The organism is Micromonospora sp. URMC 106, assembly GCF_051386395.1.
Taxonomy (GTDB): Bacteria; Actinomycetota; Actinomycetes; order Mycobacteriales; family Micromonosporaceae; genus Micromonospora.
The window spans coordinates 1-23,419 of sequence record NZ_JBPQTP010000102.1 but is presented as its reverse complement, the minus strand read 5'-3'; the positions used below and the strand labels follow the sequence as shown (position 1 = coordinate 23,419).

The window sequence follows — 23,419 nt, the reverse complement described above, 5'->3', positions numbered from 1 at the left end:
CCGACGCCCGCGAAGGCCCAGCGCCGGCCCTCCGACTCGCCCCGGCGCAGCACCCGCAGCGCGACGGCGGCGGCCCCCTGCCACGGCGGCAGCGACCGGCCGACCGCGGCGGCGTCCGGAGCCTTCCTGCTCGGGCACGGACTGCTGGTGGGGCTCGCCGCTCCCGGCGGCGCGGGGGCGGCGCTCGCGGTGGTCCTGGTCGCCGGGCTCGCCGTGGCCGCCGCCGGACGGCGCGGCACGGCCGTCCAGCGCGGGATCGCCGGGGTGTTCCTGGCCGGCGCGCCGCTCGCGGCGCCGGCCGGCGCGGCCGTCGCCCTGCTCGCTGCCGGGGCGCCGGCCTGGTGGCAGGCGCGTGCGGCGCTCGCCGCCGTCGTGCTGCTGCCGGTCGGGCTGCTCGCGGTCCGTCGGCACTGGCCCGACCTGCGGGCGTACGCCTCCGTCGCGCTCGCCGTGGCGGTCCTGCTGGTCGGGTTGGCGCCGCTGGTCGTGCCCGCCGACGAGCCGGTGACGCTCTACGCCGCCGTGGCGGTCCTGCTGGCGACGCTGGGCGGCGTGGGGCGCTCCGACACGGTCCTGCGGGTGGCCGGCATCGGGCTGCTGGTGATCTCCGTCGTCGCCGCCGCGCCGGTGGCGCTCACGGTCCTCCTCGCGCCGTACGGCGGGGTGTCGCCCTGGTCCGGGGCGCCCGCGGTCGAGCCCGTCCCGGAGGCGTTCCCGGCCGGCGTGGCGCTGGCCGTGCTGGCGGTGGCCGGACTGCTGGCCGCCGGGCCCGGCGCGGCGGGTGTCGCCGGGCCCGGCGCCGGCGCGGCGGGTGTCGGTTCCGGCGCGGTGGGTGTCGGTTCCGGCGCGCCGGGCGGCGTGGCGTCGGCACGTCCCGGGTGGTGGCGGGGCGCGCTGGTCGCGCTGCCGTTCGCCGCGACGGCGCTGCCGGTGCTGCTCGTGGCCGCCGGCGCGCCGTGGCCGGTGGCGCCGGTAGCCACGCTGCTCCTCGGGGTGGCCGCGGTGCTGGTCGCCGCGCTGGCCGCGCCGCGCGCGCTGCTCGCCCCGGTCGGGGCGCCGGTGGGGCTGGTGCTGGCCGCCTCCGGGCTGCTCGGGCTGCTGGCCACCCGGGCGGGCACGCTCGCCGGCCTGGGCGTGCTGGTGGTGGCGGCGGTCGTGGTGGGCGGGGCCGCCCGCCGGGACGACACCCGGCTCGCCGGCTGCCTGGTCGCGGTGGCCGCCGCGACCGGCCTGGCGGTGACCGCTCCGCTGGCCGGCGGGCTGCCGCTGCGGGCGGCCGCGTTCGCCGTGCTCGCCGTCGCGGCGCTCACGCTGGCCGCCGCCGCGCTGCTCGGCGGCCGTCGGGGCGCGGACGCGGGCGACCCGGCCCGTCGGGGGGCCGCCACGGCGGCGGTGGCGTTGGAGGCGGCGGCGCAGGCGGTGGCGCTGGTCGCGCTGCTGCTCGCGGCCGGCGCGCTCCGGCACGCCGCGGCGGTCTGCGTGCTGTGGGGCGCCGCCGTCGCGCTGCGGGTGCTGCGCCGGGGCGAGTCGGCGGGCCGGCGCTGGGCCTTCGCGGGCGTCGCCGCCGGCAGCGAGCTGCTCGGCGGCTGGCTGCTGCTGGCCGCCGGGGGAGTGGCGGTGCTGGAGGCGTACACGGTGCCGGCGGCGGTGCTGGCCCTCGGGGCGGGCGTGGCGGCGCTGCGCACCCGGCCCGGGCTCACCAGCTGGCTGGCGCTCGGCCCGGGGCTCGCGGCGGCGCTGCTGCCGAGCCTGGTGTCGGTGCTGGTGGCGCCGGATCCCCAGCCGTGGCGGCGGCTGCTGCTGGGTGCCGCCGCGCTCGGCACGGTGCTCGCCGGGGCGACCCGCCGCTGGCAGGCGCCGGTGCTGCTCGGCGGGGTCACCCTCGCGCTGCTCGCGCTGCACGAGCTGGTCCGCGGGTGGGACCTGCTGCCCCGGTGGGTCTTCCTCGCCCTCGGCGGGTTCGCGTTGATCGGCCTCGCCGCGACGTACGAACGACGTCGGCGGGACCTGACCCGGCTCCGGGCCGCCGTCGGCCGGATGGGCTGACCGGAGTCGGGGCTGGCCTCGGCGAACTCCGCCGGACACCCAGGTGGCGGCGACCCCGTCGCGGGTCTTCAGGGCCGCGCCAACGGGGGGCGGGCGGGGCGACCGGGGGTAGGGTCTGCCCTACCCCAGGTTCGGGGGTGGACAGGGTTACTCAGCGCAACCGTTCTCCGGAGACTGGACGGCAGGGGTTGCGCCGACCGGCGCGGCTCGGATCGAGGGAACGGGAGCCGCAATGGTGCTCGCAGCGGTGGCAGAACCGCCGGTACGGCGGGGCAGTGACTACGCGCAGTTGTCCCGGCGGATCAGCGGAGCGGGCCTGCTGGAGCGGCGGCCGGGCCGGTACGTGACGCGGATCGTGCTCACGCTGGGCGTCTTCGCGGCCGGCTGGGCCGCGGTCGGGCTGGTCGGTGACTCCTGGGCGCAGCTCCTGGTCGCCGTGTTCCTGGCCGTCGCCACCACGCAGGTGGCGTTCCTCGGCCACGACGCCGGGCACCGGCAGATGTTCCGCCGGCGCGGGCCGAGCGAGGCGGTGGGCCTGCTCGCCGGCAACCTGGCGGTGGGGCTCAGCTACGGCTGGTGGGTCGACAAGCACAACCGGCACCACGCCAACCCGAACCACGAGGACGAGGACCCGGACGTCGGGGCGGGCGCGCTGGTGTGGACGTACGAGCAGGCCGCCGAGACGCGCGGCTTCGGCCGCTGGCTGGCCCGCCGGCAGGCGTGGCTGTTCTTCCCGATGCTGCTGTTGGAGGGGCTCGCCCTGCACGTGGCGAGCGTGCAGGCGGTCGTGGGACGGGAGCCGGACGGCCGGTTCCGCACCCCGATGCGGCACCGCAGGGTCGAGGCGCTGCTGCTCAGCCTGCACGCGGTGGGCTACCTCGGCGCGCTGCTGCTGGTGATGTCCCCGGTGAAGGCGCTGCTCTTCGTCGCCGTCCACCAGGGACTGTGGGGCCTCTACATGGGCTGCTCGTTCGCCCCGAACCACAAGGGGATGCCCATGCCGACCGCCGACGACGACCTCGACTTCCTGCGCAAGCAGGTGCTCACCTCCCGCAACGTCCGGGGTGGCCCGTTCGTCGACTTCGCCCTCGGCGGGCTCAACTACCAGATCGAGCACCACCTGTTCCCGAACATGCCGCGGGCGAACCTGCGCCGGGCGCAGCCGATCGTGGCCGCGTACTGCGCCGAGCGGGGCATCCCGTACGCCCAGACCGGGCTGATCGAGTCGTACCGGCAGGCGCTCGCGCACCTGCACGAGGTGGGCCGGCCGCTGCGCGGCTGAGACGCGAAGACGACGAAGGGGCGGCGCCGACCGGCGCCGCCCCTTCCTTCGCGTACGTCAGGAGCCCATGGCCTTGATCAGCTCCGCCGGGGCCTCCTGGGTCTCGCTCGCCGCGGGCTTGCGCACCGAGACCGGGGCGCCGAAGTCCGAGTACGTGGTGGTCATCTTGCCCAGCGACTCGTGCAGCACGCTGGTGTCGATGACGAACTCGACGAGCCGGTTCTGGTCGTCGACCTTGGCGGTGAACGGGACGGCCTTGGCCTTGTCGCCGAGCGCCTTGATGGACTCGTCGTTCGCCTTGGTCCGGGTGTAGTCCAGGGTGCCGGCGAAGGTGCCCGCGCCGGTCTTCTCCACGTCCACCACACTGTCGATCATCTGCTTCGCGCCGCCCGGGTCGCCCTCGGGCATCAGGTTGAGCTGACCGCTCTCGCCGAGCTTCGTGGCGTCCATGTGCATCCACTTCTTCGGCATCCCCGGCATGCCGGTGATCTTCAGGTAGGCGTCGTCGCCGAGCATCAGGACCCGGAAGGTGCCTCCCGTGCCCATCTTCATGGTCATGTCACCGGTCTTGGTGGCCGGGTCCATCACGCCGCTGCCGTTGATGACCGCCGACTTCAGCTTCATCCGGACGCTCTGCTGGTTGAGCTTCTGCGCGGCGGCGCTCAGCTCGGCGCGGGCGTCCGCCGGAGCCGAGCTGGTGGCCGGTGCGGCGCTGGTGCCGTTGCCGGCCGGGGTGCCCGCGTCCGTCTTCGTGCCGCACCCGGTCAGACCGAGGCTGAGCGCGGCGACGATCGCGACCCCCGTGGTCGCCAGCCGTCGAGTGTTCATCCGGAAAATCTCCTCACGCAGGGTGGGCCGGGGGCGACGCCGGTCGCGGCCCCGGCCGGGCCGCCGGTCAGCCTAACCCCCGCCGTCCACTGGCCCGGCTCTATGTCCCGCCCGGCCCGTCTGCCGGGTCGGACACACCTCCCGCCGCTGGTCGGCGTCGCGGCGACCGGCCCCGGTAGGGTCTCCCCATGGCAGACGTGCTCACCGCCGAGGCGGTGCGAGACGAGCTGGGCGGGCTGGCGGGCTGGTCGGGAGACGCCGCCGGGATCACCCGCACCGTGGAGCTGGCCAGCTTCCCGGACGCCATCGCGGTCGTCGACCGGGTCGCCGCGGCGGCGGAGGAGTTGGACCACCACCCCGACATCGACATCCGCTGGCGCACCCTGACCTTCCGCTGCGTCACGCACTCGGCGGGCGGGGTCACCCGGCGCGACCTGGAACTGGCCCGGCGGATCGACGAGATCGTGGGGAGCTTCCGATGAGATTCGAGATCAGCAAGGTGCTGGACGCCATCGAGGGACGGGTCTGCACCGATCCGTCGCTGGCCCGGGCCGTCGTCGACCTGGCCGAGGTGATCCGCTACCAGGACATCGACGGCGGCCGGCCGGCCAGCCTGCTCCGCCTCGGCATGGTGATCGACGCCCTCGCCCGCGAGCTGGAGGAGGACAGCGTCCCCGTCTACGCGGTCGTCCACCGGGCCCTGCTCTCCGACGCCGACCTCACCTCCAACGAGCGGATGGTGGTCCGCCGGTGGGCTGACGACGGGCTGGTCGAGGTCCTCGACAACCCGGGCGACCGGATGTTCGAGGTGGCCGACCTGCTCGGGCTGCCGGTGCTCACCCGGGCGCGGGCGGACGGCCTGCGCGGGCGCTACCCGTGGCTGGTCGAGCAGCCGGGCCGCGTGCTCGCCCCGGTGCCCGGCGCCGGCGGGCCGGCCTTCATCGCCCACGTCGGCGGCGGGCACACCCCGGTCGCCGGCGAGCGGTCACCGGCCGGCGCGAAGCTGCTCTCCCGGCAGTGGCGCTGCCCCGAGCCGGGCTGCGCGCTCTTCGGCGGCGGGGGAGGCGGCGGGGCCTTCGCCGACCTGGCCCGCGTGGAGCGCAGCCCGGCCGGTCAGCCGCCCCCCTCGCTGCGCGGCGGGGCGCCCACCTGCCCGCGGCACGGAGCCCGGCTCGGCGACGCCGGCCCGCGACCGCGCAGCGAGGTGCTGGCCGTCCGCGTCGGCGGGCTGATCCGGCGTCGCTTCGTGCTCACCGAGGACCAGCCGGCGGTGGTCGGCCGGGCGCCCGACCAGAGCGGCGGGATCGTGCTCGGGCAGTGGCTCAACGACGAGGCGCGCCGCTGGATCAGCCGCAGCCACGTCCAGTTCGAGCTGCGCGTCGGCGAGGTGATCGTGACCGACGTGAGCACCAACGGCTCCGGCATCCGGCCGGGCGGGTCGATGGCGGAGGGCGACCGCGTCCCGCTGGCGCCGAGGCAGTCGCGGGTGCTGGCGGAGGGCGACATGGTGGAGCTCTACCCCGGGGTGCAGATCGGCCGGCCGGGTGAGCTTCCCGCCGGGGCCCCGTACACGCCGAACTCGGTCATGGCCGAGGCGCCGACGATGGCGATGCGCCTGCCCAAGTGAGGGTGGGCAGGCGACGGCGGGCGCCGGGACCGTGGTCCCGACGCCCGCCTTCGTCGTACGGGGCTCAGCCCGCCAGCACGGCGGCGAGCTGGGCGACCGCGTGGTCGATCTCCTCCTCGGTGATCACCAGCGGCGGGGCGAGCCGGATGGTGGAGCCGTGGGTGTCCTTGGCCAGGACGCCCCGCTCCATCAGCCGCTCGCAGGCCTCCCGGCCGCTCATGAGCGCCGGGTCGATGTCCAGGCCGGCCCAGAGGCCCCGGCCCCGGACGGCGACCAGGCCCTTGCCGACCAGCGCCTGGAGGCCGGCGTGCAGCCGGGCGCCCAGCTCGGCCGAGCGGCGCTGGAACTCGCCGGTGGCCAGCAGCCGGACCACCTCGGTCGCCACGGCACAGGCCAGCGGGTTGCCGCCGAACGTGGAGCCGTGCTGGCCCGGCTTGAGCACGCCGAGCACGTCGGCGTTCGCGGCCACCGCGGAGACCGGCACGATGCCGCCGCCGAGCGCCTTGCCCAGCAGGTACATGTCCGGCGTGACGCCCTCGTGGTCGCAGGCGAAGGTCTCGCCGGTGCGGCCCAGGCCGGACTGGATCTCGTCGGCGATGAAGAGCACGTTCCGCTCGGTGCAGACCCGGCGGACGCCCGGCAGGTAGCCCTCCGGCGGCACGACGACGCCCTGCTCGCCCTGGATCGGCTCGATCAGGACCGCGACGGTGTTCTCGTCGATCGCGGCGGCCAGCGCGGCCAGGTCGCCGTAGGGGACGACCGTGAAGCCCGGGGTGTACGGCCCGAAGTCGGCGCGCGCGTCCTCGTCGGTCGAGAAGCTGACGATGGTGGTCGTCCGGCCGTGGAAGTTCCCCTCGGCGACCACGATGTTGGCCTGCCCCGGCGCCACGCCCTTGACCTGGTAACCCCACTTGCGGGCCACCTTGATGCCGGTCTCCACCGCCTCGGCGCCGGTGTTCATCGGCAGCACGAGGTCCTTGCCGCAGAGCTCGGCCAGCTCGCGGCAGAAGTCGGCGAACTGGTCGTGGATGAACGCCCGGCTGGTGAGGGTCAGCTTGTCGAGCTGCGCGTGCGCGGCCTCGATCAGCTTCGGGTGCCGGTGGCCGAAGTTCAGCGCCGAGTAGCCGGCGAGGCAGTCCAGGTAGCGGTGACCGTCCACGTCGGTCAGCCAGGAGCCCTCGGCGGAGGAGATGACCACCGGCAGCGGGTGGTAGTTGTGCGCGGTCCACCGCTCCGCGTCGCGGACCGCCTCCGGCGTCCGCAGCATGTCCTCGATCACTTGCTCGCCTTTCCCTGACGGAGTCGCAACGTGCAGCACTTCGGTCCACCGCCGGCCTTGCGCAGCTCGGACAGGTCGACGCCGATCGTCTCGTAGCCCCGGTCGCGCAGCTTCGCGGCCAGGCCGGTGGCCTGCGCCGGCAGCACCACGTGCCGGCCGTCGCTGACCGCGTTCAGCCCGAAGACCTCGGCGTCGGCCAGGGTGGCGTGCACCGCGTCCGGGAAGAGCCGGCGCAGCACGGCCCGGCTGCCCGGCGAGAACGCCTCCGGCAGGTACGCCACGGTCCGCTCGTCGAGCACGGTGAGCGCGGTGTCCAGGTGGTAGAAGCGCGGGTCGACCAGCTGCATGGTGACCACCGGGTAGCCGAAGACCTCCTGGAGCTGCGCGTGCGAGGCGTGCGCGGTGCGGAAGCCGGTGCCGGCCAGCAGGATGTCGCCGGCCAGCAGGATGTCGCCCTCGCCCTCGTTGACGTGCTTCGGGTCGTACATCTCGAAACCGGCGGCCTCGAACCAGGCGCGGTAGGCGGGGGCCTCGTCGGCGCGCTGCGGGTCGCGGAACTGCACGGCCATCGCCTTGCCGTCGATCACCGTGCCGCCGTTGGCGGCGAAGACCATGTCGGGCAGTCCGGGCACCGGAGTGATCTCCTCGACGGTGTGGCCCAGGTCCCGGTAGATCTGGCGCAGCTGCTCCCACTGCCGGACCGCGAGGTCCGCGTCGACCGGCGCGGTCGGGTCCATCCACGGGTTGATCGCGTAGTCGACGGCGAAGTACGTCGGCCGGCACATCAGGAAGCGCTGGCTGGTGGCGTCCATCGTCATTGTCCTGCTCCCAGGGGTCGGGCGCGCCCGGCCACCTTCGGCCCACGGGCTGGCGCCGTCCGTCAACGCTATGCGGGGCAGGCCGGAAGGATCCACCGGTGAAGGTTGCGTGGAACGAACGATCATTGCGTATGGCGAAGCGTGTCCGGCGATTCGTTGCGTGTCCGCACCCGGGCGCGGCTGCCCGGGGTCCTCCGCGCGCCGCCGCCCGGTACCGGCGGGGTCGTCGGCGACGTGGCCAGGTCGGCGTACGTGACCTCCTGCGGGCACCACGCCAGCCACCGGGCCGGTTTCCTCTCGGATACCGACTAGCGTGCAACCATGCGTGTGCCGTTGGATCCGGAGATGTTCGATCCGGTCTGCCCGTCGGACCTGTCCCCGATCCGGGTGGGGGACAAGTGGGGCGGAATGATCATCCGCTGTCTCGAGCACGGCCCCCGCCGCTTCTCGGAACTCCGGGTGCCGCTGCGCGGGATCACCGCGAAGGTGCTCACCGGGTCGCTCCGCAAGCTGGAGCGCGACGGCCTGGTGCGGCGGACGGCGTACGCCGGCGCCGCGCCGCGGGTCGAGTACGAGCTGACCCCGCTCGGCCGTAGCCTGCTCGGCCCGTTGGACGTGGCCTGCGAGTGGGCCTGGCGGAACGTGGACGCCCTGCTGGACGCCCGGGAGGCCGTGCCGGGGCCGGAGGCGGCGCGGGGCTGACCGACCCCCGGACGCACTTCGGGGGCGGCGAACCGCCGCCCCCGAAAGGGTGTGCCCGGCTGGTGAACCACCAGACTGGTCGGGCTTGGCCGGTGAACCACCGGCGCTGCCGGCACATCGCCGGCGCGCCGGACAGTGCCCGCTAGAAGCGGTCCGCAAACTGTGAGTCGAGCCACTCCCGGAACCGGGCCACCCAGTCGCCGTCGGTCGTCGGCCAGTCGAACTGGCCGGTCATCGCGAGCACGCCCAGGACCACCGCGCCGAGGCCGATGACGATGCCCAGCAGCGCGTCCGTCTTGCCGGCGATGTGGCGGCGCCGGGTGGCCATCAGACCCAGCACGGCGAGGATGGCACCGACCGCCCCGAGCCCGATGCCGTACCCGGCGAGGGTGCCGGTGAGCACGAAGAGCGCCCCGGCCACGCCGGCGACCAGGCCGAGCGTGGCGAGGAGGCTGGCCCGGGGCTTGGGGCCGGCGATTACCGGCCGCTCCGGCGCGCCGTCGGGGACGCCGTCCCCGTCCCGGTCGACGGGGCGGTCCAGCCGGCCGTCCACCGTGCGGTCCCGGTCCGCCCCGGTGGTCCGCGCCGCCGCCGCGTCCCGGTCCAGGTCGACCGTCCGGCCGTCGATGGTCCGTTCGAGGGTCGGGTCCGGGTCGGTGCCGCGGGGAGCGCGCCGGGTGTCGTCGTCGACCGGGCGGGCGGTGGCGGCCCGCGCGACGGCGGCCCGCTCGGCCGCCCGCCGCTCGGCCTCGGCGTCGCGCCCGCCGGTTCCGGGCGCGGCGTTGCTGCGGTAGGTCGCCTGGTCGGCGTCCCGGTCGGTCACCACCGGGCGGCCCGCCCGGTCGGCCTCCTCGGTGCGGACCCGGCCGTCGGCGTCATTGTCATCCGTCTGCGCCGGCTCCGTGCGGCGCGACAGGGAAGGAATCTTGACCACAACACACCTCCTGGTGAATGCGCGGCGGCCGGTGGAGCGGGTGGCGCCCGCGCGGTAACGAACAGGAGGTACCCAGCCGCGACGTTCGCGACACCCCCGGCCGCCGGCCCGGGCGGTGGCCGGGTCGCCGGCTACCGTTGCCGTCGTGCCCGAGGGACACACCATCCACCGACTCGCCGCGCGGCACGCCGAGCTGTTCGCCGGCGACAAGGTGCACGCCGCCAGCCCGCAGGGCCGCTTCGCCGAGGGCGCCGCGCTGCTCAGCGGCACCGTGCTGGAGAGCACCGAGGCGTACGGCAAGCACCTGCTGCACCACCACGCCGGCGAGCTGACCCTGCACGTCCACCTCGGGCTCTACGGCAAGTTCGCCGACGGCGCGGGCGAGCCCCCGGAGCCGGTCGGCCAGGTGCGGCTGCGGCTGACCAGCGACCGGCACTGGCTCGACCTGCGTGGCCCGACCGCCTGCGAGCTGCTCACCCCGCCCGAGGTGGCGGCGCTGCGCGGCCGGCTCGGCCCCGACCCGCTGCGGGCCGACGCCGACCCCGACCGGGCGTACGCCCGGATCTCCCGCAGCCCGACGCCGCTGGCCGCGCTGCTGCTGGACCAGTCGGTGGTGGCCGGCACCGGGCTGATCTTCGTCACCGAGGCGTTGTTCCGGGCGGGCCTGCCGCCGACGCTGCCCGGCCGGCGGCTGGGCCGCGCCCGCTGGGACGGGCTCTGGGCCGACCTGGTGACGCTGATGCGGCTCGCCGTCGTGTGCGGCCGGATCGACACCGTCCGCGACGCGCACCTGCCCGAGGCGATGGGTCGCGCCGCCCGCGTCGACCGGCACGGCGGCGAGGTGTACGTCTACCGCCGCCCCGGCGCCCCCTGCCACGTCTGCGGCACGGCGGTGAGCCGCGGGGAGCTGGCCGGCCGCAACCTCTACTGGTGCGCCACCTGCCAACGGGGCTGACGCCCCCCCGGCGGCGCGCACTCCCCGGCGCTCACTCCCGACCGAGCAGCCAGCGGACCACCTCCACCTGGCGGGGGAAGACCTTCCCCTCACCGATGCTCCAGGCCAGGGTCTGCCCGATCGTCCAGCCGCGCACCCGTTCCCGGTCCAGCCCCAGCTCCGCGCTGAGTCGATCCAGCCGGTGCCGGACGGCGTCCGGCGAGTGCCCCAGCTCCGCGCCGCGCACCAGCGGCACGACGCCGAACTCCCGCTCGCCGACCAGCGGCTTCGGGTCGATGACGAGCCACGGCTCGCGGGTGGCCCGCAGCACGTTGCCGGCGTGCAGATCCTGGTTGACCAGCACCTGTTCGCCCTGGCTGCCGACGAGGTCCGCCAGCAGCCCGAGCGCCGCGTCGAGCAGTCGCCGCTCGTACGGCCGGCCCGCCCGCTCCCAGTTCCCCGGCAGCCGCTCCACCCAGCCGGCCGCCTCCTCGGCGAGCGGGGTGAACGGCGGGCCGGCCGGTCGCCAGAGCCGGGGCAGCAGCCCGGCCGCCACGTCCAGCGCCGCCTCGGTGGGCAGCGCGTGCAGCGGCGTGCCGGGCACGCACCGCTCCACCAGCAGCGCCCGGTGGTCCGGGTCGTGCGCGAGCAGCCGGGCCGCCCCCGCCCCGGCCCAGCGGTCGAGCGCCGCGGCCTCGTACACGCTGTCGGGGTCCGGGTACTGGAGCTTCAGCACCGCCGGCGTGCCGTCGGGCAGTTCGGCGGGCAGGGCCAGCGAGGCGAAGGCGTACGGGAAGGGTGGTCCGACCCGCAGCGACCAGCGTGCGGCGCAGGCGGCCAGCCGCTCCGGGAGGGCCGTCAGCCACCGCCGCCCGGCGGGGGTGCCCCGCACCCAGCCCAGCCCGTCGGGGATCCGCAGTTCCGTGTCCACCCGGCCATCCTGGACGCCGGGCCGCCACTTCGTACAACCGATTCCCGGCTGCGGCCGTCTGTAGGGGGGAACCGACGGAGGTAGCCGGATGCCGGACGCATCGGAACAGGAATACGTCGAGTACCTCAGCGCGCGGCTGCCCATGCTGCACCGGCTGGCGTACTCGCTCTGCGGCAACAGCGACCAGGCCGACGACCTGGTGCAGGAGGCGGCGACCCGGCTCTTCCAGCGCTGGTCCCAGGCGTCGCGGGCGGACCAGATCGACGCGTACGTGCGCACGGTGGTGGTGCGGCTCTTCCTGGACAGCCGGCGCAAGGGCTGGTGGCGGATCCGGCTCTTCGCCGCCCCACCCGACGTGCGCCGCACCGAGGACCGGGGCGTCGAGGAGCGCACGGTGCTGCGGGACGCGCTCGAGCGGGTGCCGCCGCGCCAACGCGCGGTGCTGGTGCTGCGGTTCCTGCACGACCTGTCGGTGGAGGAGGTGGCCAGGGTCCTGGGCTGCTCCGCCGGGACGGTGAAGAGCCAGACCTCGCACGGGCTGGCCGCGATGCGCCGGCTGCTCGACGGCGCGGAGCTGATGGAGACGACGAAGGGGGCAGTGAGATGAGCGAGGACGAGGACCGGATCGTCGGTCTGCTGCGGGGGCTCGACGTCGATCCGGACCGTCCGGCGCGGGTCGACCTGGCCGGCGCCGTACGCGAGGCGCGCCGACGCCGGCGCAGCCGTCGGACGATGAGCGTCTCGGCCGCCGGGCTGGCCGTGGTCGCGGCCGTCGCCGTGCCCCTGCTGCCCGGCGGCGGGCCACCAACCGACCGGCCCCCGGCGGTCTGGCCCGCCGCGCCGTCGGCGGCCGGAGGTCCCAGTCCCGTACCGGCCGGCCCGACCACCTGCCTCGTCGAGCCGCTGGAGGTGCCCGGCCGATACGCCGGGACCATGGTCACCGGTGGCGACCCCACCGGCCGGTTCCTGGTGGGCCTGCCGCTCCCCGGCGACGATCGGGGCACCCCGGTCATCGTCTGGGACGGTGAGGAGGCGCGTCAGTACCAGCTCCCCGGGGCGGAGGCGCGGCTGGTCGACGTGAGCTCCACCGGCCTCGCCGTCGGCTCGACGTACGTCGGCGACCGCCCGCAGCCCTGGGTCGTCCGGGACGGCCGCCCCGCCCGACTGCCGGGCGTGCGGGAGGGGGAGGCGACGGCGGTCAGCGAGGACAGCCGGATCGTCGGGGCGCGGCTGACCGACGACCGCCAGATCCCGGTGCTCTGGTCCTCGCCGGTGGAGCTGCCGGTGGAGCTGCCGCTGCCCGGCAGGACCTGGGCGGGGACCGCCGTCGGCGTCGACTCCGCCGGGACGGTCGTCGGCAAGCTCCAGGACGGTCCGCACGGCGGGTTCCGGGCGGTCGTCTGGCGGGCCGGTGGCGGGCCCGAGGTGCTGCCGCTGCCCGAGGTCGAGGGCGGCACGGCGACCGAGTTCGTGGCCCACACCTTCCAGGGCGGCTGGATAACGGGGACCGCGATCCGGGAGGTGGCCGGAGCGCGGTACGAGCATCCGGCCCGGTACCACCTGCCCACGGGGCGGTACGTGCCGCTGCCGCCACCCACCACCCCCTCTACCCGGCCGACCCCGCCGGACGGTGGGGCCGGGGCCGCCCCGGGCATCGTCTCGCCCTCGCCCTCCGAGGGCGGCGGGCCGGGCTCGGCCGGGCCCCCGCCCGTGTCGGGGGGTGACGGGTCCCCAGGCGGATCGCCCGACGCCGCCAGGCTGCCGGCCGCGTCCGGCGTGGACGCGGGCGGCTCCGCCTGGCGCGGTTTCGCCATCAATGCCGGCAACGGCCGGGGCTGGGTGGTCGGCTCGGTGGGCAAGAGGCAGGCCGGGCTGCTCACCGACACCGGGCTGGTGAGCCTGGCCGGCTGGGACGGGGACCGGGGCCGGTACGCCACCGCGGTGACCGTCAGCGACGACGGGCGGGTCATCGGCGGTCAGCTGCACGTCGAACCGGAGATCGGCGGGGGCCCGGCGTCGCTCGCCGTCCGCTGGCGCTGCCGCTGACCGCACCGCTCCCCGCCCCGACGGGGCGACCGGGGGCGGCGCGGCGGGTGGCCGGGCGCGGCGACCGCCGCTGACCGGTCCGGGGGTGGTCCCGCACCACCCCCGGACCGGAGCTGTCAGCGCAGCCGGCGGATGTCGCCGTACGCGCGGTAGAAGCCGCCCCGGCCCGACTCGCGGACCTGGGTGACGAGGTAGCGCGCGCCCGGCTCGCGGATGCCCTTGGGGAACTGCACCGACCAGTCCGGGTGGTAACCGGGGGAGAGCACGTGCACGCGCAGCCGGCCCCGGTCCTCGACGCACTGCACGACCACACCGCCGTCGACGTCGCTGGTGACCTCGACGGTCGTCCACGCCGCCGGCTCGGGCAGCCGGGACGGGGCCTTGACGTCGAGCACGTCCGGCACGCTGCCGGCCTCCGCCGCCCGGATGGCCGGCTCGCTGGCGTCGACGCAGGCCAGGTAGCCGCCGGTGGTGACGACGTAGAGCCGCTCGTCGTGGTATTGCATCGAGTAGGCCGAGCCGCAGCCGGTGCCGAGCTTCCACAGCCGGTTGCCGGCGGCGTCGAAGCAGTAGATCGAGGACTGGCTGTCGCCGGCGAAGACGAACCGGCCGCCCTCGGCGGTGGCGCAGGAGAAGACCGGGGCGTCGCACCGGTAGGTGCGCTCGACGCGGCCGCCCTTGGCCAGCCGCACCACCTCCCGGGTGCCGGTGCCGGCGAACACGGCGCCGGGCTCCTGCCAGCCGAAGAGCACCGAGCCGGTGCGGGTGTGCCACAGCTCCTGCCCGGTGCGCCAGTCGTAGCCGGTCACCCCCTGCGAGTGGCCGTGGTAGACCGCGTCGGCGTCGCAGCGCACCATCCACGCCGACCGGCCGCGCCCCGACCGGCGCCAGAGGAACTCGTCCTCGTGGTCGACGGCGGCGATGCCGCCGTCGGCGTCGGAGACGCCCAGCACGCCGTCGTGGATGTCCAGCCAGTAGATGTCGATGTCCGGCGCGATCGCGTACGCGACCCGGGGCACCTTGCCGGACAGGTCGTAGACGTTGCCGTCGTCGCAGCCCGCGTAGATCCAGGCGTCGTCGGCGACGATGCACTTCACCCCGTCGGGGAGGCGGACCTGGTCGAGCACCCGGGCGTCGTGGCCGAGCGTGGTGATGACGCCGCGCTCGTTGCCGACCATGCAGCTCTGCCCGTCGACGAAGATGCCGAAGGCCGGCGCGCCGGAGTCGTAGCGCCACAGCACCGGGGCGGTGCGGGCGGTGGAGCGGGTGCTGACGATCTGCCGCCGGGACACGGCGCGCTTCTGCCGCACGCCGCGCACGGCCGGGGCGTATCCCTTGCGGACCTTCTCGCCGATCTTCTTCGCGGCAGCCGCCCGCGCCCGGGCGTTGTCGGGGTAGGCGGTGGTCTTGACCTGGCCCTGGTCGCCGATCCGGCCGTAGCGGACGGTCAGCGTGGTGTCGTCGACCACGACCTCGTAGAACTTGTGCGCACCATCCTCTTCGGACAGTTCGAGGTAGGTCGTCTCCTGCGACATGGGGGCCTCCGAGGGGTCAGCGACCGACCCGACGTGGCCGGCGCGGCGACAGCGGGCACACGCTAACCGCCACCCCCGACAAGCACCCGCACGCGGGGGCCCTTCCGCCGCCTCGGGCGTGCGGCTCCTCGCGCCCGGGTGGGCCGGCCCCGGACGCCCCGCGGGTGGGGAGTTTCCGGAACCGCGCTCTACTGCCAGGTGGCGGTGTCGGGGTCGATGTGGTGGGCGCGTGCGCTGGCGTCGATGCTTCGACGGAACCACGCGGCGAGGCCGGCGCGGATGCCGTCGTAGTGGGCAGCGAACGCCGGGTCGGCCTCGAACATGCGGCCCAGACAGACCTGCATCTGCCGGGTGAGGGGGAAGTACGACGTGAACACCTCACGGTGCCGCTCGACGAGTCGATCCGCCGCCGGGCTGCCAGGGGTGACACCGGCGTCCATCGCGTCCGCGAGGGCCCGGTCGAGGTCGGCGACGGCGTCGGCGATCGCCTGCCACTCCTCCGGACCGCGAGAGGCCGAGCGTTCGGCGTACTGCTGCCACTGCGTCGTGTCTCCGTAGCGCTGTCGGGCCTGGGCGGGCCAGTCCGGGTTCCACTGGGGGCCGAAGATCGCGGCCTGCTGCTCGGCGGTCAGCAGCAGGCCGCGCTCGTGGGCGGCGATCATCCGGTCCAGGCCGGCGCTGAGCTGCTGGAGGCGGTCGATCCGTTGGGCGATCTGCGTGCGCTGCGCGCGCAGCGCGCCGGGTACGTCCGTGGTCGAGTCGTCCAGGACGGCCCGAATCCTGTCCAGATCGAGGCCGAGTTCCCGGTAGACGACGATGCGGTGCAGGCGGTCCAGATCGCCAGCGGTGTAGAGCCGGTACCCGGCGGCCGTGCGCAGCGACGGTCGCGCCAGACCGATGTCGTCCCAGTGGTGCAGCGCGCGGACGGTCACGCCCAGACGCGTCGAGACCTGACCGACGGTCAGGCCATCGGCGCCAGTGGCATCAGGCATGCCGCTCATTGTCGCCGCGACCGACGCCCGGTGGGGCGGCCCCGATCGCTTCCGGGCCCACGCCTGGTGACCGGCCGGATCGAAGGGCTCCGCCGCGGGAGTCATTTCGGAACGTCGGAATGGTCACCCATGCGCCCCACCCTCCGGCCTCACGCGACGTGAGGGTCAAGCCGGGTCCGTGGTTGCGGGGCCGTCGCCGCGATGCGGCGACGTCGTGGCCACCGCACTAGCGGGCGGTGGCGGTCAGGGCGTCGACGGCCTTGCGGGCGGCGATCAGCACCGGGTCCCAGACCGGGGCGTACGGCGGGGCGTAGCCGAGGTCGAGGGCCGTCATGTCGTCGACCGTCATGCCGTTCCACAGCGCCACCGCGAGGGTGTCGATCCGCTTCGCGGCCTCGGACCAGCCGACGATCTGCGCCCCGAGCAGCCGCCCGCTGGGCTTCTCCGCGATCAGCTTCACCGTCATCGACCGGGCGCCCGGGTAGTAGCCGGCGCGGTTGGTCGACTGGGCGATCACCGAGACGAACTCGAAGCCGGCCGCCGCCGCGTCCCGCTCGCGCAGCCCGGTGCGCCCGACCTCCAGCTCGCAGACCTTGGTGACGGCCGTGCCGATCACCCCGGCGAAGGTGGCGTAGCCGCCGCCGATGTTGATGCCGGCCACCCTGCCCTGCTTGTTGGCGTGGGTGCCCAGGGGCACGTGCACCGGCATCCCGGTGACCCGGTGCATGGTCTCCACGCAGTCGCCGGCCGCCCAGACGTCCGGCACCCCGGGCACCCGCATCCGGCGGTCCACCCGGATCCCGCCGGTGACGCCCAGCGGCAGGCCGGCGGCCTCCGCGAGGGCCGTGTTGGGGCGTACGCCGAGGCCGAGGACGACCAGGTCGGTGGGGATCGGCCCCTCGGCGGTGACCACCGCGGACACCCGGCCGTCGGTCTCCTCGAGCCCGGTCACGGCGAGGCCGGTGCGGATGGTGATGCCGATTCCCCGCATGGCGTCCGTGACCAGCTCGGCCATGTCCGGGTCGACGGTGGACATCGGCTGCTCGGCCTGCTCCACCAGGGTCACGGCGAGCCCGCGCTGGATCAGTGCCTCGGCCATCTCCACGCCGATGTAGCCGCCGCCGACCACCACCGCCCGGCGGGGCCGCGGCTCGGACTCCAGCCAGCCGCGCAGCGCCGCGCCGTCGTCGAGGGTCTGCACGCCGAACACCCCGCGGGTGTCGGTGCGCGCCCAGTCCGGCTTCGTGGGCATCGCGCCGGTCGCGTAGACCAGGGTGTCGAACCGCTCGCGGACCTCGCCGCCGTCCGCGAGGTCCCGCGCGACCACCTCGCGCCGGTCGAGGTCGATGTCGGTCACCTCGTGGCGCAGCCGGACGTCGATGTCGAACTTCTCCCGGAACGTCGCCGGGTCGCGGGCGATCAACTGCTCGCGCTCGGGCACCAGCCCGCTGATCCAGTACGGGATGCCGCACGCCGAGTACGACGTGAAGTGGCCCCGTTCGAACGCGACGATCTCCAGGTCGCCGCGGTCGCGGCGGCGGCGCGCCTGCGACGCCGCCGCCATGCCCGCCGCGTCGCCACCGATGACGATCAACCGTTGCGCCACGGGGACCATCCTGTCACGCGCGACCGTCCCACGGGTCTCGCGCGCGACGTCCTCTCACGCGCGACCCGTCCCGCGGGTCTGACGCGCGACGTCGGAGACCACGTCCACGAGCCTGCCGCCGCGCGCGAAGACGGCACGCTGCCGGGCCGCCCCGCTGCCGTGCCGGCGCAGCCCGCCGATCAGGTCGGTCACCTCGTCGAGGTCGCCGTGCCGCTCCAGCGCCGGGCGCAGCCGCTCGACGAGCTGGTCGAACAGCTCCCACGCCGGCCGCAGCTCCCCGTCGGTGAGGTCGACGCCGTCGCCCTCCAGCCCGTCGTGCGCCGCCCGCCAGTGCGCGGCGACCAGCAGGTGGTGGTCGGTGCGGATGGCCGGGCGGCCGGCGGCCATGTCGTCCAGCGCGGTCGCCACCATGGCCCGCACCAGCGCGGCGACGAGGACCGAGTCGTCCACCGACGGGCAGACGTCGCCGATCCGGATCTCCACCGTCGGATACTTGGCCGACAGCCGGGCGTACCAGTAGAGCATCCCCTCGTCGAGCATCATGCCGCTGGCGATGAGCTGCCGGATCAGCCGCTGGTAGTGCTCGTGGGACTCCAGGAACGGGGTGGGCGCCACCGAGGGCCAGTGCTCCCACTCCACCGACCGCCAGCTCGCGTAGCCGGTGTCCTCGCCCTTCGCGAACGGGGAGTTGGCGGTGACCGCCTGCAGCACCGGCAGCCAGGGCCGGACGTGGTTGAGCACCTGCACCCCGGTCTCCGGGTCGGGCACCCCGACGTGCACGTGCATGCCGTTGTTGCCCGGGCCGGGCACCAGCAGGCGGAACCGTTCGATCATCTGGTCGAAGCGGGGCTTGTCGACCACCGGGGGCACGGGGCCGTCCACCGGGCCGGTCCCGATGGCGAGCAGCCGTACGCCGGCCCGCTCGGCCGCGTCGGCGAGCGCGGCGCGCAGCACGCCGAGTGAGTGCCGGATCGAGGAGAGTTCCAGGCCGGGCGGGCTGCCGATCTCGATCTGGCTGGTCTGGAACTCCCGCTCCACCTGGCCGCGCAGCTCGGGCGGCACCTGCTCCATGACGAGGTCGACGGCGGGCACCGCGGTCCCGGTGTGCGGGTCGACGAGCAGGAACTCCTCCTCCACACCCACCGTCAGCAGATCCGTTCCCTCGACCGTCGCGCTCGGGGCCTCCGCCACCTGGCCGGTCATCGTCACCACCGTCCGTTCGCGCCCGGCCGCGGTCCGTCCGCGCCGGGTCGGCCAGTGGTTACCCAGGGTGTCGGCGGCGGAAAACGCCGTCCTGCGTGTCGACGGCGTGTCGCCATCGCGCGGGCCGGGCCGGGACCGCGCCGATCGCGGCCCCGGGGGGTCCGCGCGTCACCGTCGTCCGGGGTCGTCCTCGCCGGCCTGCACCAGGGCGCGGACCCGGCGCAGCGTCGCGTCCTGGGCCAGGATGGCCTCCCGCCACCGGTCCAGCGTCCGGCGCAGGTCCCAGACCGTGGCCCGGAGCTGCTGCACCTGCTCGCGGGTCGCGTCGAGTTGGGCGCGGGTGACCAACGCCGCCTCCTCGAGTTCGGCGACCCGCGTGCGCAGCGGCTGCACGAGGGTGAGGGCGGCGTCGGTGAGGGTGTCGGCGGCGTCCGCCTTGAACTTGCCCCGCTGCACGACGACCGCGGCGATGGCGGCGAGACCACCGGCGCCGCCGAGGACCCCGAGGACGGAGAGCAGCACCTGCACCCACTGCGGAGCGGCCGGGGCCGACGTGTTCACGTTCCACCTCCGGTGGGGACGGTGCCGCCGGCGGCCAGCCCGACGGGTTCGGTCGACCGGATGGCCCTGGTGAGCCGGCGCAGGTCGAGCAGGATCTGGCCGGCGCGCCATCCCGAGCCGATGGCCACCGCGACGATGAACGACGTCGCGGCGATGCCCTGCCGGCCGGCGACCACCGACAGGGCGACGGCGTACATGCCGGTGATCGTGCCCAGCATCAGCACCGAGGCGAGTTCGATGCCGAGGGCGGTGGAGAGCCGGCCCGGCCAGAGGACGCCGAGCAGCCCGGTGACGCCGACGACGATGAGCCCCGACTCCCATCCCGCCTGGATGGGGCCGGGCATCGCCATCTCCACGGACTGCGGCCGGACGTCGAGGACGATCAGCAGGATCCCGCAGACGGGGGCGGTCGCCAGGATCGCGATCTCGAAGGGCTGCTGCGTTGAGCGGTTGCGGATGTGGGGCACGGCGGCTCCTCGGTGATGGCCCACCACCTCGTCGAGGCGGCCCGTCGGCCCGGGCGGACGCCGGGTCGCCGGGGGTGTGCCGGGAGGGCCCGCTCCCGCTGGCCCGGTCAGCGCGGCGGCGCGCCGGCAGGCGGCGCAGCGTGACCGGGTGACGGCCGGCCGGCGGTGGCCGGTCGACGCTCCAAGTCGTACCACTGTCGCCGCGGCTCCGTCCACCCCGGAGCTGTCATAAAACAGCAGGTCAGCGCGGCTGTGGAGCGCGCGCCGGCGCGCCTTTGGGGCACGTGCCGGCCGCAGCCGGCGCGACCGGCCGGGCTGCCGGGAGCGGCCGCGCCGGGCGGCCCGGCCCCGGCCCGCGGGGCGCGCTCGCCCCGGCCGTCCGGGATGCCGCGTTCGGGCCGGCCGGCGTGACAGCGGGACCTAGGCTGGTCCCGTGCCGAGGGCGTGGGGGATCCTGCTGGGGACGTGGGCGTACGCGCTCACGTACCTGGTCCTGCTCGCCGACCGTCCGGCCGGGCTGCTCGCCGGGGCCGCGCTCACCGCCGTCGTGCTCCTCGCCGTCGTGCTCGCGCTGCACGCGGCGGCCGGCGTCGGTGCTCCCCGGGCCGGCCGCGCCGTCGCCCTGCGGGCCCGGGCCCGTCGTCGCCGGGTGCCCCGGCAGGTCGACCCGGACGCCGCCGGGCGTCCCCGGCCCCGGGCGCCCGGGGCGCACCCCTCGGCCGCGTAGCGCCCGCCGCGCGGCCGATTCCGCCGTCACCCGAGGCCCGGCGACGCCTTTCGTCCCCGCCGGGCCGCCACCCGGAATCGGACCGAGGGGTCACCAAATGCTCGCCTTCGCACCACTGCACGACGCGGTCGGCGCCGCCGGCAGCGCGCTGTCCTGGCTCACCACCCTGCTCGAACCGCTGGCCGGCGGGGCGGCCACGGCCGTCGCCATCGTCGTCCTCACCGTCGCCGTCCGGCTGCTCATCTCGCCGCTGACCCTCGCGCAGGTCCGGGGGGAGCGGCGCCGCGAGGCGCTCGCCCCCGAGGTCCGCGAGCTCCAGCGGCGGTACGCGGACGACCCGGCCCGGCTGCAGGGCGAACTGTTCGCGCTCTACCGGGCCAACGGCGCCAACCCGGTCTCCGGCTGCCTGCCGGTGCTGCTCCAGGCGCCGGTCCTGCTGGTGATGTACCGGCTCTTCACCACCGCCGAGGGCGGTACCGGGCTGCTCGACGAGCGGCTGGCCGGGGTGCCGCTGGGGCAGCACCTCGGCGACGGGCTGGGCGGCGCGGCGGTGCCGCTCTTCGGCGTGCTGCTGGTGGTTCTGCTCGCGCTGGCGTGGTGGACGTCGCGCCGGATCCGGCGCGCGGCGGCCGCGACCGGCACGGTGGCCGGCGCGCCGACCCAGGGGCCGGGCGCGGCCGTGCTCGGCCGGCTGCTGCCGCTGCTGCCGTACGCGACCGTGCTGGTGGCGCTGGTGCTGCCGCTGGCCGCGGTGATCTACCTGGTCACCACGACCGCCTGGTCGGCGCTGGAGCAGGCGGTGCTGCGCCGCCCGCGGCCCGAGTCGGCGGGAGGCATCGATCGACATTGACATCTGCCGGGCCGGCACGTACAACTCCTGAGAGAGCGCTCTCTCGACCGTCCCCGCAGAGAGGCACACCGATGACACCTGCCCCGGCGGCGCCCGCCGCCGCCCCGCCCCACCGACGCCGGCTGGCCCTGGCGTCGGCCCTGCTCACCGCCGTCGCCACCACCGCCCTGGCCGGGATGACCGTGACCGCGAACGCCGCCGTGCCGGCGCCCGCGCCCGGCTGGAGTCTGGTGTGGAGCGACGACTTCACCGGAGCGGCCGGCACGCTGCCGTCCGCGAGCAACTGGATCATCGACACCGGCACCAGCTACCCCGGCGGCCCGCCCAACTGGGGCACCGGCGAGATCCAGACGTACACGAACAGCACCGCCAACGTCAGCCACGACGGCGGCGGCAACCTGCGGATCACCCCGTTGCGCGACGCCTCCGGCCGCTGGACCTCCGCCCGCATCGAGACCGTACGCAGCAACTTCAGGCCCGCGGCGGGTGGCGTGCTCGCCATCGAGGGGCGGATCCAGATGCCCAACGTCACCGGCGCCCAGGCGGCCGGCTACTGGCCGGCGTTCTGGGCGCTCGGCTCGCCCTACCGGGGCAACTACCAGAACTGGCCGGGCATCGGCGAGTTCGACGTGATGGAGAACGTCAACGGCATCAACTCGGTCTGGGGCGTGCTGCACTGCGGCGTGGCCCCGGGCGGGCCGTGCGACGAGTTCAACGGCATCGGGGCGTCCCGCGCCTGCCCCGGCAGCACCTGCCAGTCGGCGTTCCACACCTACCGGTTCGAGTGGGACGCCTCGGCCAGCCCGCAGCAGCTGCGCTGGTACGTCGACGGGCAGCTCTACCACACGGTGAGCCAGACCCGCGTCGGCGAGCCGTACTGGTCGCAGATGACCAGCCACGCCGGCTACTTCCTGCTGCTCAACGTGGCGATGGGCGGGGCGTTCCCGAACGGGGTGGCCGGTTCCGCCACGCCGACCGCCGCCACCGTCCCCGGCCGGCCGATGCTGGTCGACTACGTGGCCGTTTACCACCGGGGCGGCGGCACCACCCCGCCCCCGACCACCCCGCCGCCCGGCGGCGTGCGGGACGCGTACGCGACGATCGAGGCGGAGTCGTTCAGCGCGCAGAGCGGGGTGATCGTCGAGGCGTGCGCCGAGGGCGGCCAGAACATCGGGGCCCTGCGCAACGGCGACTGGGTGCGCTTCGACGACGTCGAGTTCGGCGCCACCCCGCCGCGCGACTTCGTGGCCCGGGTCGCCTCCGGCGCGGCGGCCGGGGCCAGCGGCCTGGTGGAGGTCCGGCTGGACAGCCCCACGGCCCCGCCGATCGGCAGCTTCGCGATCGGGAACACCGGGGGCTGGCAGAGCTGGCGCTCGGTCCCCGGCAACGTCGCGGGCCCGACCGGTCGCCGCACGGTCTACCTGACCTTCACCAGCGGGCAGCCCGCCGACTTCGTCAACGTCAACTGGTTCACCTTCCGCCGCTGAGCGGGGGGGGGGCCCCTCCCCGCCACGCCCTTGCCGGGGCCCTGGACAGAAACAGTTAACAGTCTTAATAATAGGCGTCACTGTTGATGGCAGTGGATGTCGTCCGGGCGTGGAGGGTGCTGTGAAACGATCCAGATCTTTGGTGTTGTCGCTGGTCACAGCAGTGGCGGCGGCGCTTGGTGCGGTGTGGGTGGCGATGCCGGCGTTCGCCGCCGGGGCGACCGCGACCTTCGTCAAGACGTCCGACTGGGGCTCGGGCTGGGAGGGGAAGTACACGATCACCAACGGCGGCGGCACCACGGTCACCGGCTGGAGCGTCACCTTCGACCTGCCCGCCGGGACCACCGTCGGCTCGTACTGGGACGCGCTGCTGACCTCGTCGGGCCAGCGGCACACCTTCACCAACCGGTCGTGGAACGGCAGCATCGCCCCGGGCGCCTCCGTCTCGTTCGGCTTCCTCGGCAACGGGCCGGGCGCCCCGACCAACTGTCAGCTCAACGGCGCGCCGTGCGGCGGCGGCACCGGCCCGACGACCGCTCCGCCCACCACCGCCCCGCCCACCAC

General features: G+C 75.4%; 23 protein-coding genes. 12 read left to right on the top strand and 11 right to left on the bottom strand.

The window, feature by feature from the left end:
- Positions 1-2,046: SCO7613 C-terminal domain-containing membrane protein (locus ACSNOB_RS25305; protein ID WP_436689014.1), on the top strand; the 2,046-nt coding region annotated here is incomplete at its 5' end.
- A 232-nt stretch (positions 2,047-2,278) separates the two neighbouring features.
- The gene (locus ACSNOB_RS25300) at positions 2,279-3,328 is read left to right on the top strand and encodes a fatty acid desaturase family protein (protein ID WP_436689013.1); all 1,050 of its coding nucleotides are present in this window, start codon (positions 2,279-2,281) and stop codon (positions 3,326-3,328) included.
- Positions 3,329-3,385: 57 nt separating this feature from the next.
- Here ACSNOB_RS25300 and ACSNOB_RS25295 read toward each other — a convergent pair whose 3' ends face one another.
- Positions 3,386-4,156, bottom strand: coding sequence for a hypothetical protein (locus ACSNOB_RS25295; protein ID WP_436689012.1), 771 nt, complete (start codon positions 4,154-4,156; stop codon positions 3,386-3,388).
- A gap of 188 nt (positions 4,157-4,344) precedes the next feature.
- On the opposite strand from ACSNOB_RS25295, the gene ACSNOB_RS25290 reads away from it, so the two are divergent.
- Both ACSNOB_RS25290 and ACSNOB_RS25285 read left to right on the top strand, forming a co-directional pair.
- Entirely contained in the window at positions 4,345-4,638 is a 294-nt protein-coding gene (locus ACSNOB_RS25290; RefSeq protein ID WP_436689010.1) for a 4a-hydroxytetrahydrobiopterin dehydratase, read from the top strand.
- A complete protein-coding gene (locus ACSNOB_RS25285) occupies positions 4,635-5,783 on the top strand; it encodes an FHA domain-containing protein (RefSeq protein ID WP_436689009.1) in 1,149 nt (382 codons plus the stop codon). The genes ACSNOB_RS25290 and ACSNOB_RS25285 overlap by 4 nt, the downstream gene beginning before the upstream one ends.
- A gap of 64 nt (positions 5,784-5,847) precedes the next feature.
- On the opposite strand, the gene rocD is transcribed toward ACSNOB_RS25285, so the two are convergent.
- Positions 5,848-7,062, bottom strand: coding sequence for an ornithine--oxo-acid transaminase (gene rocD / locus ACSNOB_RS25280; RefSeq protein WP_393109452.1), 1,215 nt, complete (start codon positions 7,060-7,062; stop codon positions 5,848-5,850).
- On the bottom strand, positions 7,059-7,874 hold the full coding sequence (gene ddaH / locus ACSNOB_RS25275; RefSeq protein WP_393109634.1) for a dimethylargininase: 816 nt from the start codon (positions 7,872-7,874) through the stop codon (positions 7,059-7,061). The genes rocD and ddaH overlap by 4 nt, the downstream gene beginning before the upstream one ends.
- Before the next feature lie 327 nt (positions 7,875-8,201).
- Between ddaH and ACSNOB_RS25270 the strand changes: the two genes are divergently transcribed.
- Positions 8,202-8,582 (top strand): winged helix-turn-helix transcriptional regulator, encoded by a 381-nt coding sequence (locus ACSNOB_RS25270; protein WP_436689008.1) that lies wholly within the window; start codon positions 8,202-8,204, stop codon positions 8,580-8,582.
- Positions 8,583-8,724: 142 nt separating this feature from the next.
- Here the strand turns inward: ACSNOB_RS25270 and ACSNOB_RS25265 are convergent, their stop codons facing one another.
- The gene (locus tag ACSNOB_RS25265; RefSeq protein WP_436689006.1) at positions 8,725-9,516 is read right to left on the bottom strand and encodes a thrombospondin; all 792 of its coding nucleotides are present in this window, start codon (positions 9,514-9,516) and stop codon (positions 8,725-8,727) included.
- Positions 9,517-9,661: 145 nt separating this feature from the next.
- Between ACSNOB_RS25265 and ACSNOB_RS25260 the strand changes: the two genes are divergently transcribed.
- Entirely contained in the window at positions 9,662-10,471 is an 810-nt protein-coding gene (locus ACSNOB_RS25260; protein ID WP_436689004.1) for an Fpg/Nei family DNA glycosylase, read from the top strand.
- A 31-nt stretch (positions 10,472-10,502) separates the two neighbouring features.
- Here ACSNOB_RS25260 and ACSNOB_RS25255 read toward each other — a convergent pair whose 3' ends face one another.
- On the bottom strand, positions 10,503-11,381 hold the full coding sequence (locus ACSNOB_RS25255; protein ID WP_436689002.1) for an aminoglycoside phosphotransferase family protein: 879 nt from the start codon (positions 11,379-11,381) through the stop codon (positions 10,503-10,505).
- A gap of 88 nt (positions 11,382-11,469) precedes the next feature.
- Here ACSNOB_RS25255 and ACSNOB_RS25250 point away from each other — a divergent pair, with 88 nt between their 5' ends.
- Positions 11,470-11,988, top strand: coding sequence for a SigE family RNA polymerase sigma factor (locus tag ACSNOB_RS25250; RefSeq protein WP_436689000.1), 519 nt, complete (start codon positions 11,470-11,472; stop codon positions 11,986-11,988).
- Positions 11,985-13,427 carry a hypothetical protein gene (locus ACSNOB_RS25245; RefSeq protein WP_436688998.1) on the top strand — a complete coding sequence of 481 codons (1,443 nt, stop codon included), beginning with the start codon at positions 11,985-11,987 and terminating at the stop codon, positions 13,425-13,427. The genes ACSNOB_RS25250 and ACSNOB_RS25245 overlap by 4 nt, the downstream gene beginning before the upstream one ends.
- Before the next feature lie 116 nt (positions 13,428-13,543).
- Here the strand turns inward: ACSNOB_RS25245 and ACSNOB_RS25240 are convergent, their stop codons facing one another.
- The 6 genes from ACSNOB_RS25240 to ACSNOB_RS25215 form a co-directional block, all read right to left on the bottom strand.
- Positions 13,544-14,962 carry a WGR domain-containing protein gene (locus ACSNOB_RS25240; protein WP_436688996.1) on the bottom strand — a complete coding sequence of 473 codons (1,419 nt, stop codon included), beginning with the start codon at positions 14,960-14,962 and terminating at the stop codon, positions 13,544-13,546.
- A 188-nt stretch (positions 14,963-15,150) separates the two neighbouring features.
- Entirely contained in the window at positions 15,151-15,954 is an 804-nt protein-coding gene (locus ACSNOB_RS25235) for a MerR family transcriptional regulator (protein WP_436688994.1), read from the bottom strand.
- A 226-nt stretch (positions 15,955-16,180) separates the two neighbouring features.
- Complete coding sequence (locus ACSNOB_RS25230; protein ID WP_436688992.1) at positions 16,181-17,560, bottom strand: FAD-dependent oxidoreductase; 1,380 nt, start codon at positions 17,558-17,560, stop codon at positions 16,181-16,183.
- Between the two features lie 54 nt (positions 17,561-17,614).
- A complete protein-coding gene (locus ACSNOB_RS25225; protein WP_436688990.1) occupies positions 17,615-18,763 on the bottom strand; it encodes a carboxylate-amine ligase in 1,149 nt (382 codons plus the stop codon).
- A gap of 168 nt (positions 18,764-18,931) precedes the next feature.
- Positions 18,932-19,324 carry a hypothetical protein gene (locus ACSNOB_RS25220; protein WP_436688989.1) on the bottom strand — a complete coding sequence of 131 codons (393 nt, stop codon included), beginning with the start codon at positions 19,322-19,324 and terminating at the stop codon, positions 18,932-18,934.
- Positions 19,321-19,791 carry a hypothetical protein gene (locus tag ACSNOB_RS25215; protein WP_436688987.1) on the bottom strand — a complete coding sequence of 157 codons (471 nt, stop codon included), beginning with the start codon at positions 19,789-19,791 and terminating at the stop codon, positions 19,321-19,323. The genes ACSNOB_RS25220 and ACSNOB_RS25215 overlap by 4 nt, the downstream gene beginning before the upstream one ends.
- A 433-nt stretch (positions 19,792-20,224) precedes the next feature.
- On the opposite strand from ACSNOB_RS25215, the gene ACSNOB_RS25210 reads away from it, so the two are divergent.
- The 4 genes from ACSNOB_RS25210 to ACSNOB_RS25195 all read left to right on the top strand — a co-directional run.
- The gene (locus ACSNOB_RS25210) at positions 20,225-20,518 is read left to right on the top strand and encodes a DUF6412 domain-containing protein (protein WP_436688986.1); all 294 of its coding nucleotides are present in this window, start codon (positions 20,225-20,227) and stop codon (positions 20,516-20,518) included.
- Between the two features lie 97 nt (positions 20,519-20,615).
- Complete coding sequence (locus ACSNOB_RS25205; RefSeq protein ID WP_436688985.1) at positions 20,616-21,368, top strand: YidC/Oxa1 family membrane protein insertase; 753 nt, start codon at positions 20,616-20,618, stop codon at positions 21,366-21,368.
- A gap of 71 nt (positions 21,369-21,439) precedes the next feature.
- Positions 21,440-22,855: a carbohydrate-binding protein gene (locus ACSNOB_RS25200; protein WP_436688984.1), complete on the top strand. Its 1,416-nt coding sequence runs from the start codon at positions 21,440-21,442 to the stop codon at positions 22,853-22,855.
- A gap of 121 nt (positions 22,856-22,976) precedes the next feature.
- The coding region (locus tag ACSNOB_RS25195; protein ID WP_436688982.1) for a cellulose binding domain-containing protein at positions 22,977-23,419 on the top strand (443 nt) is incomplete at its 3' end.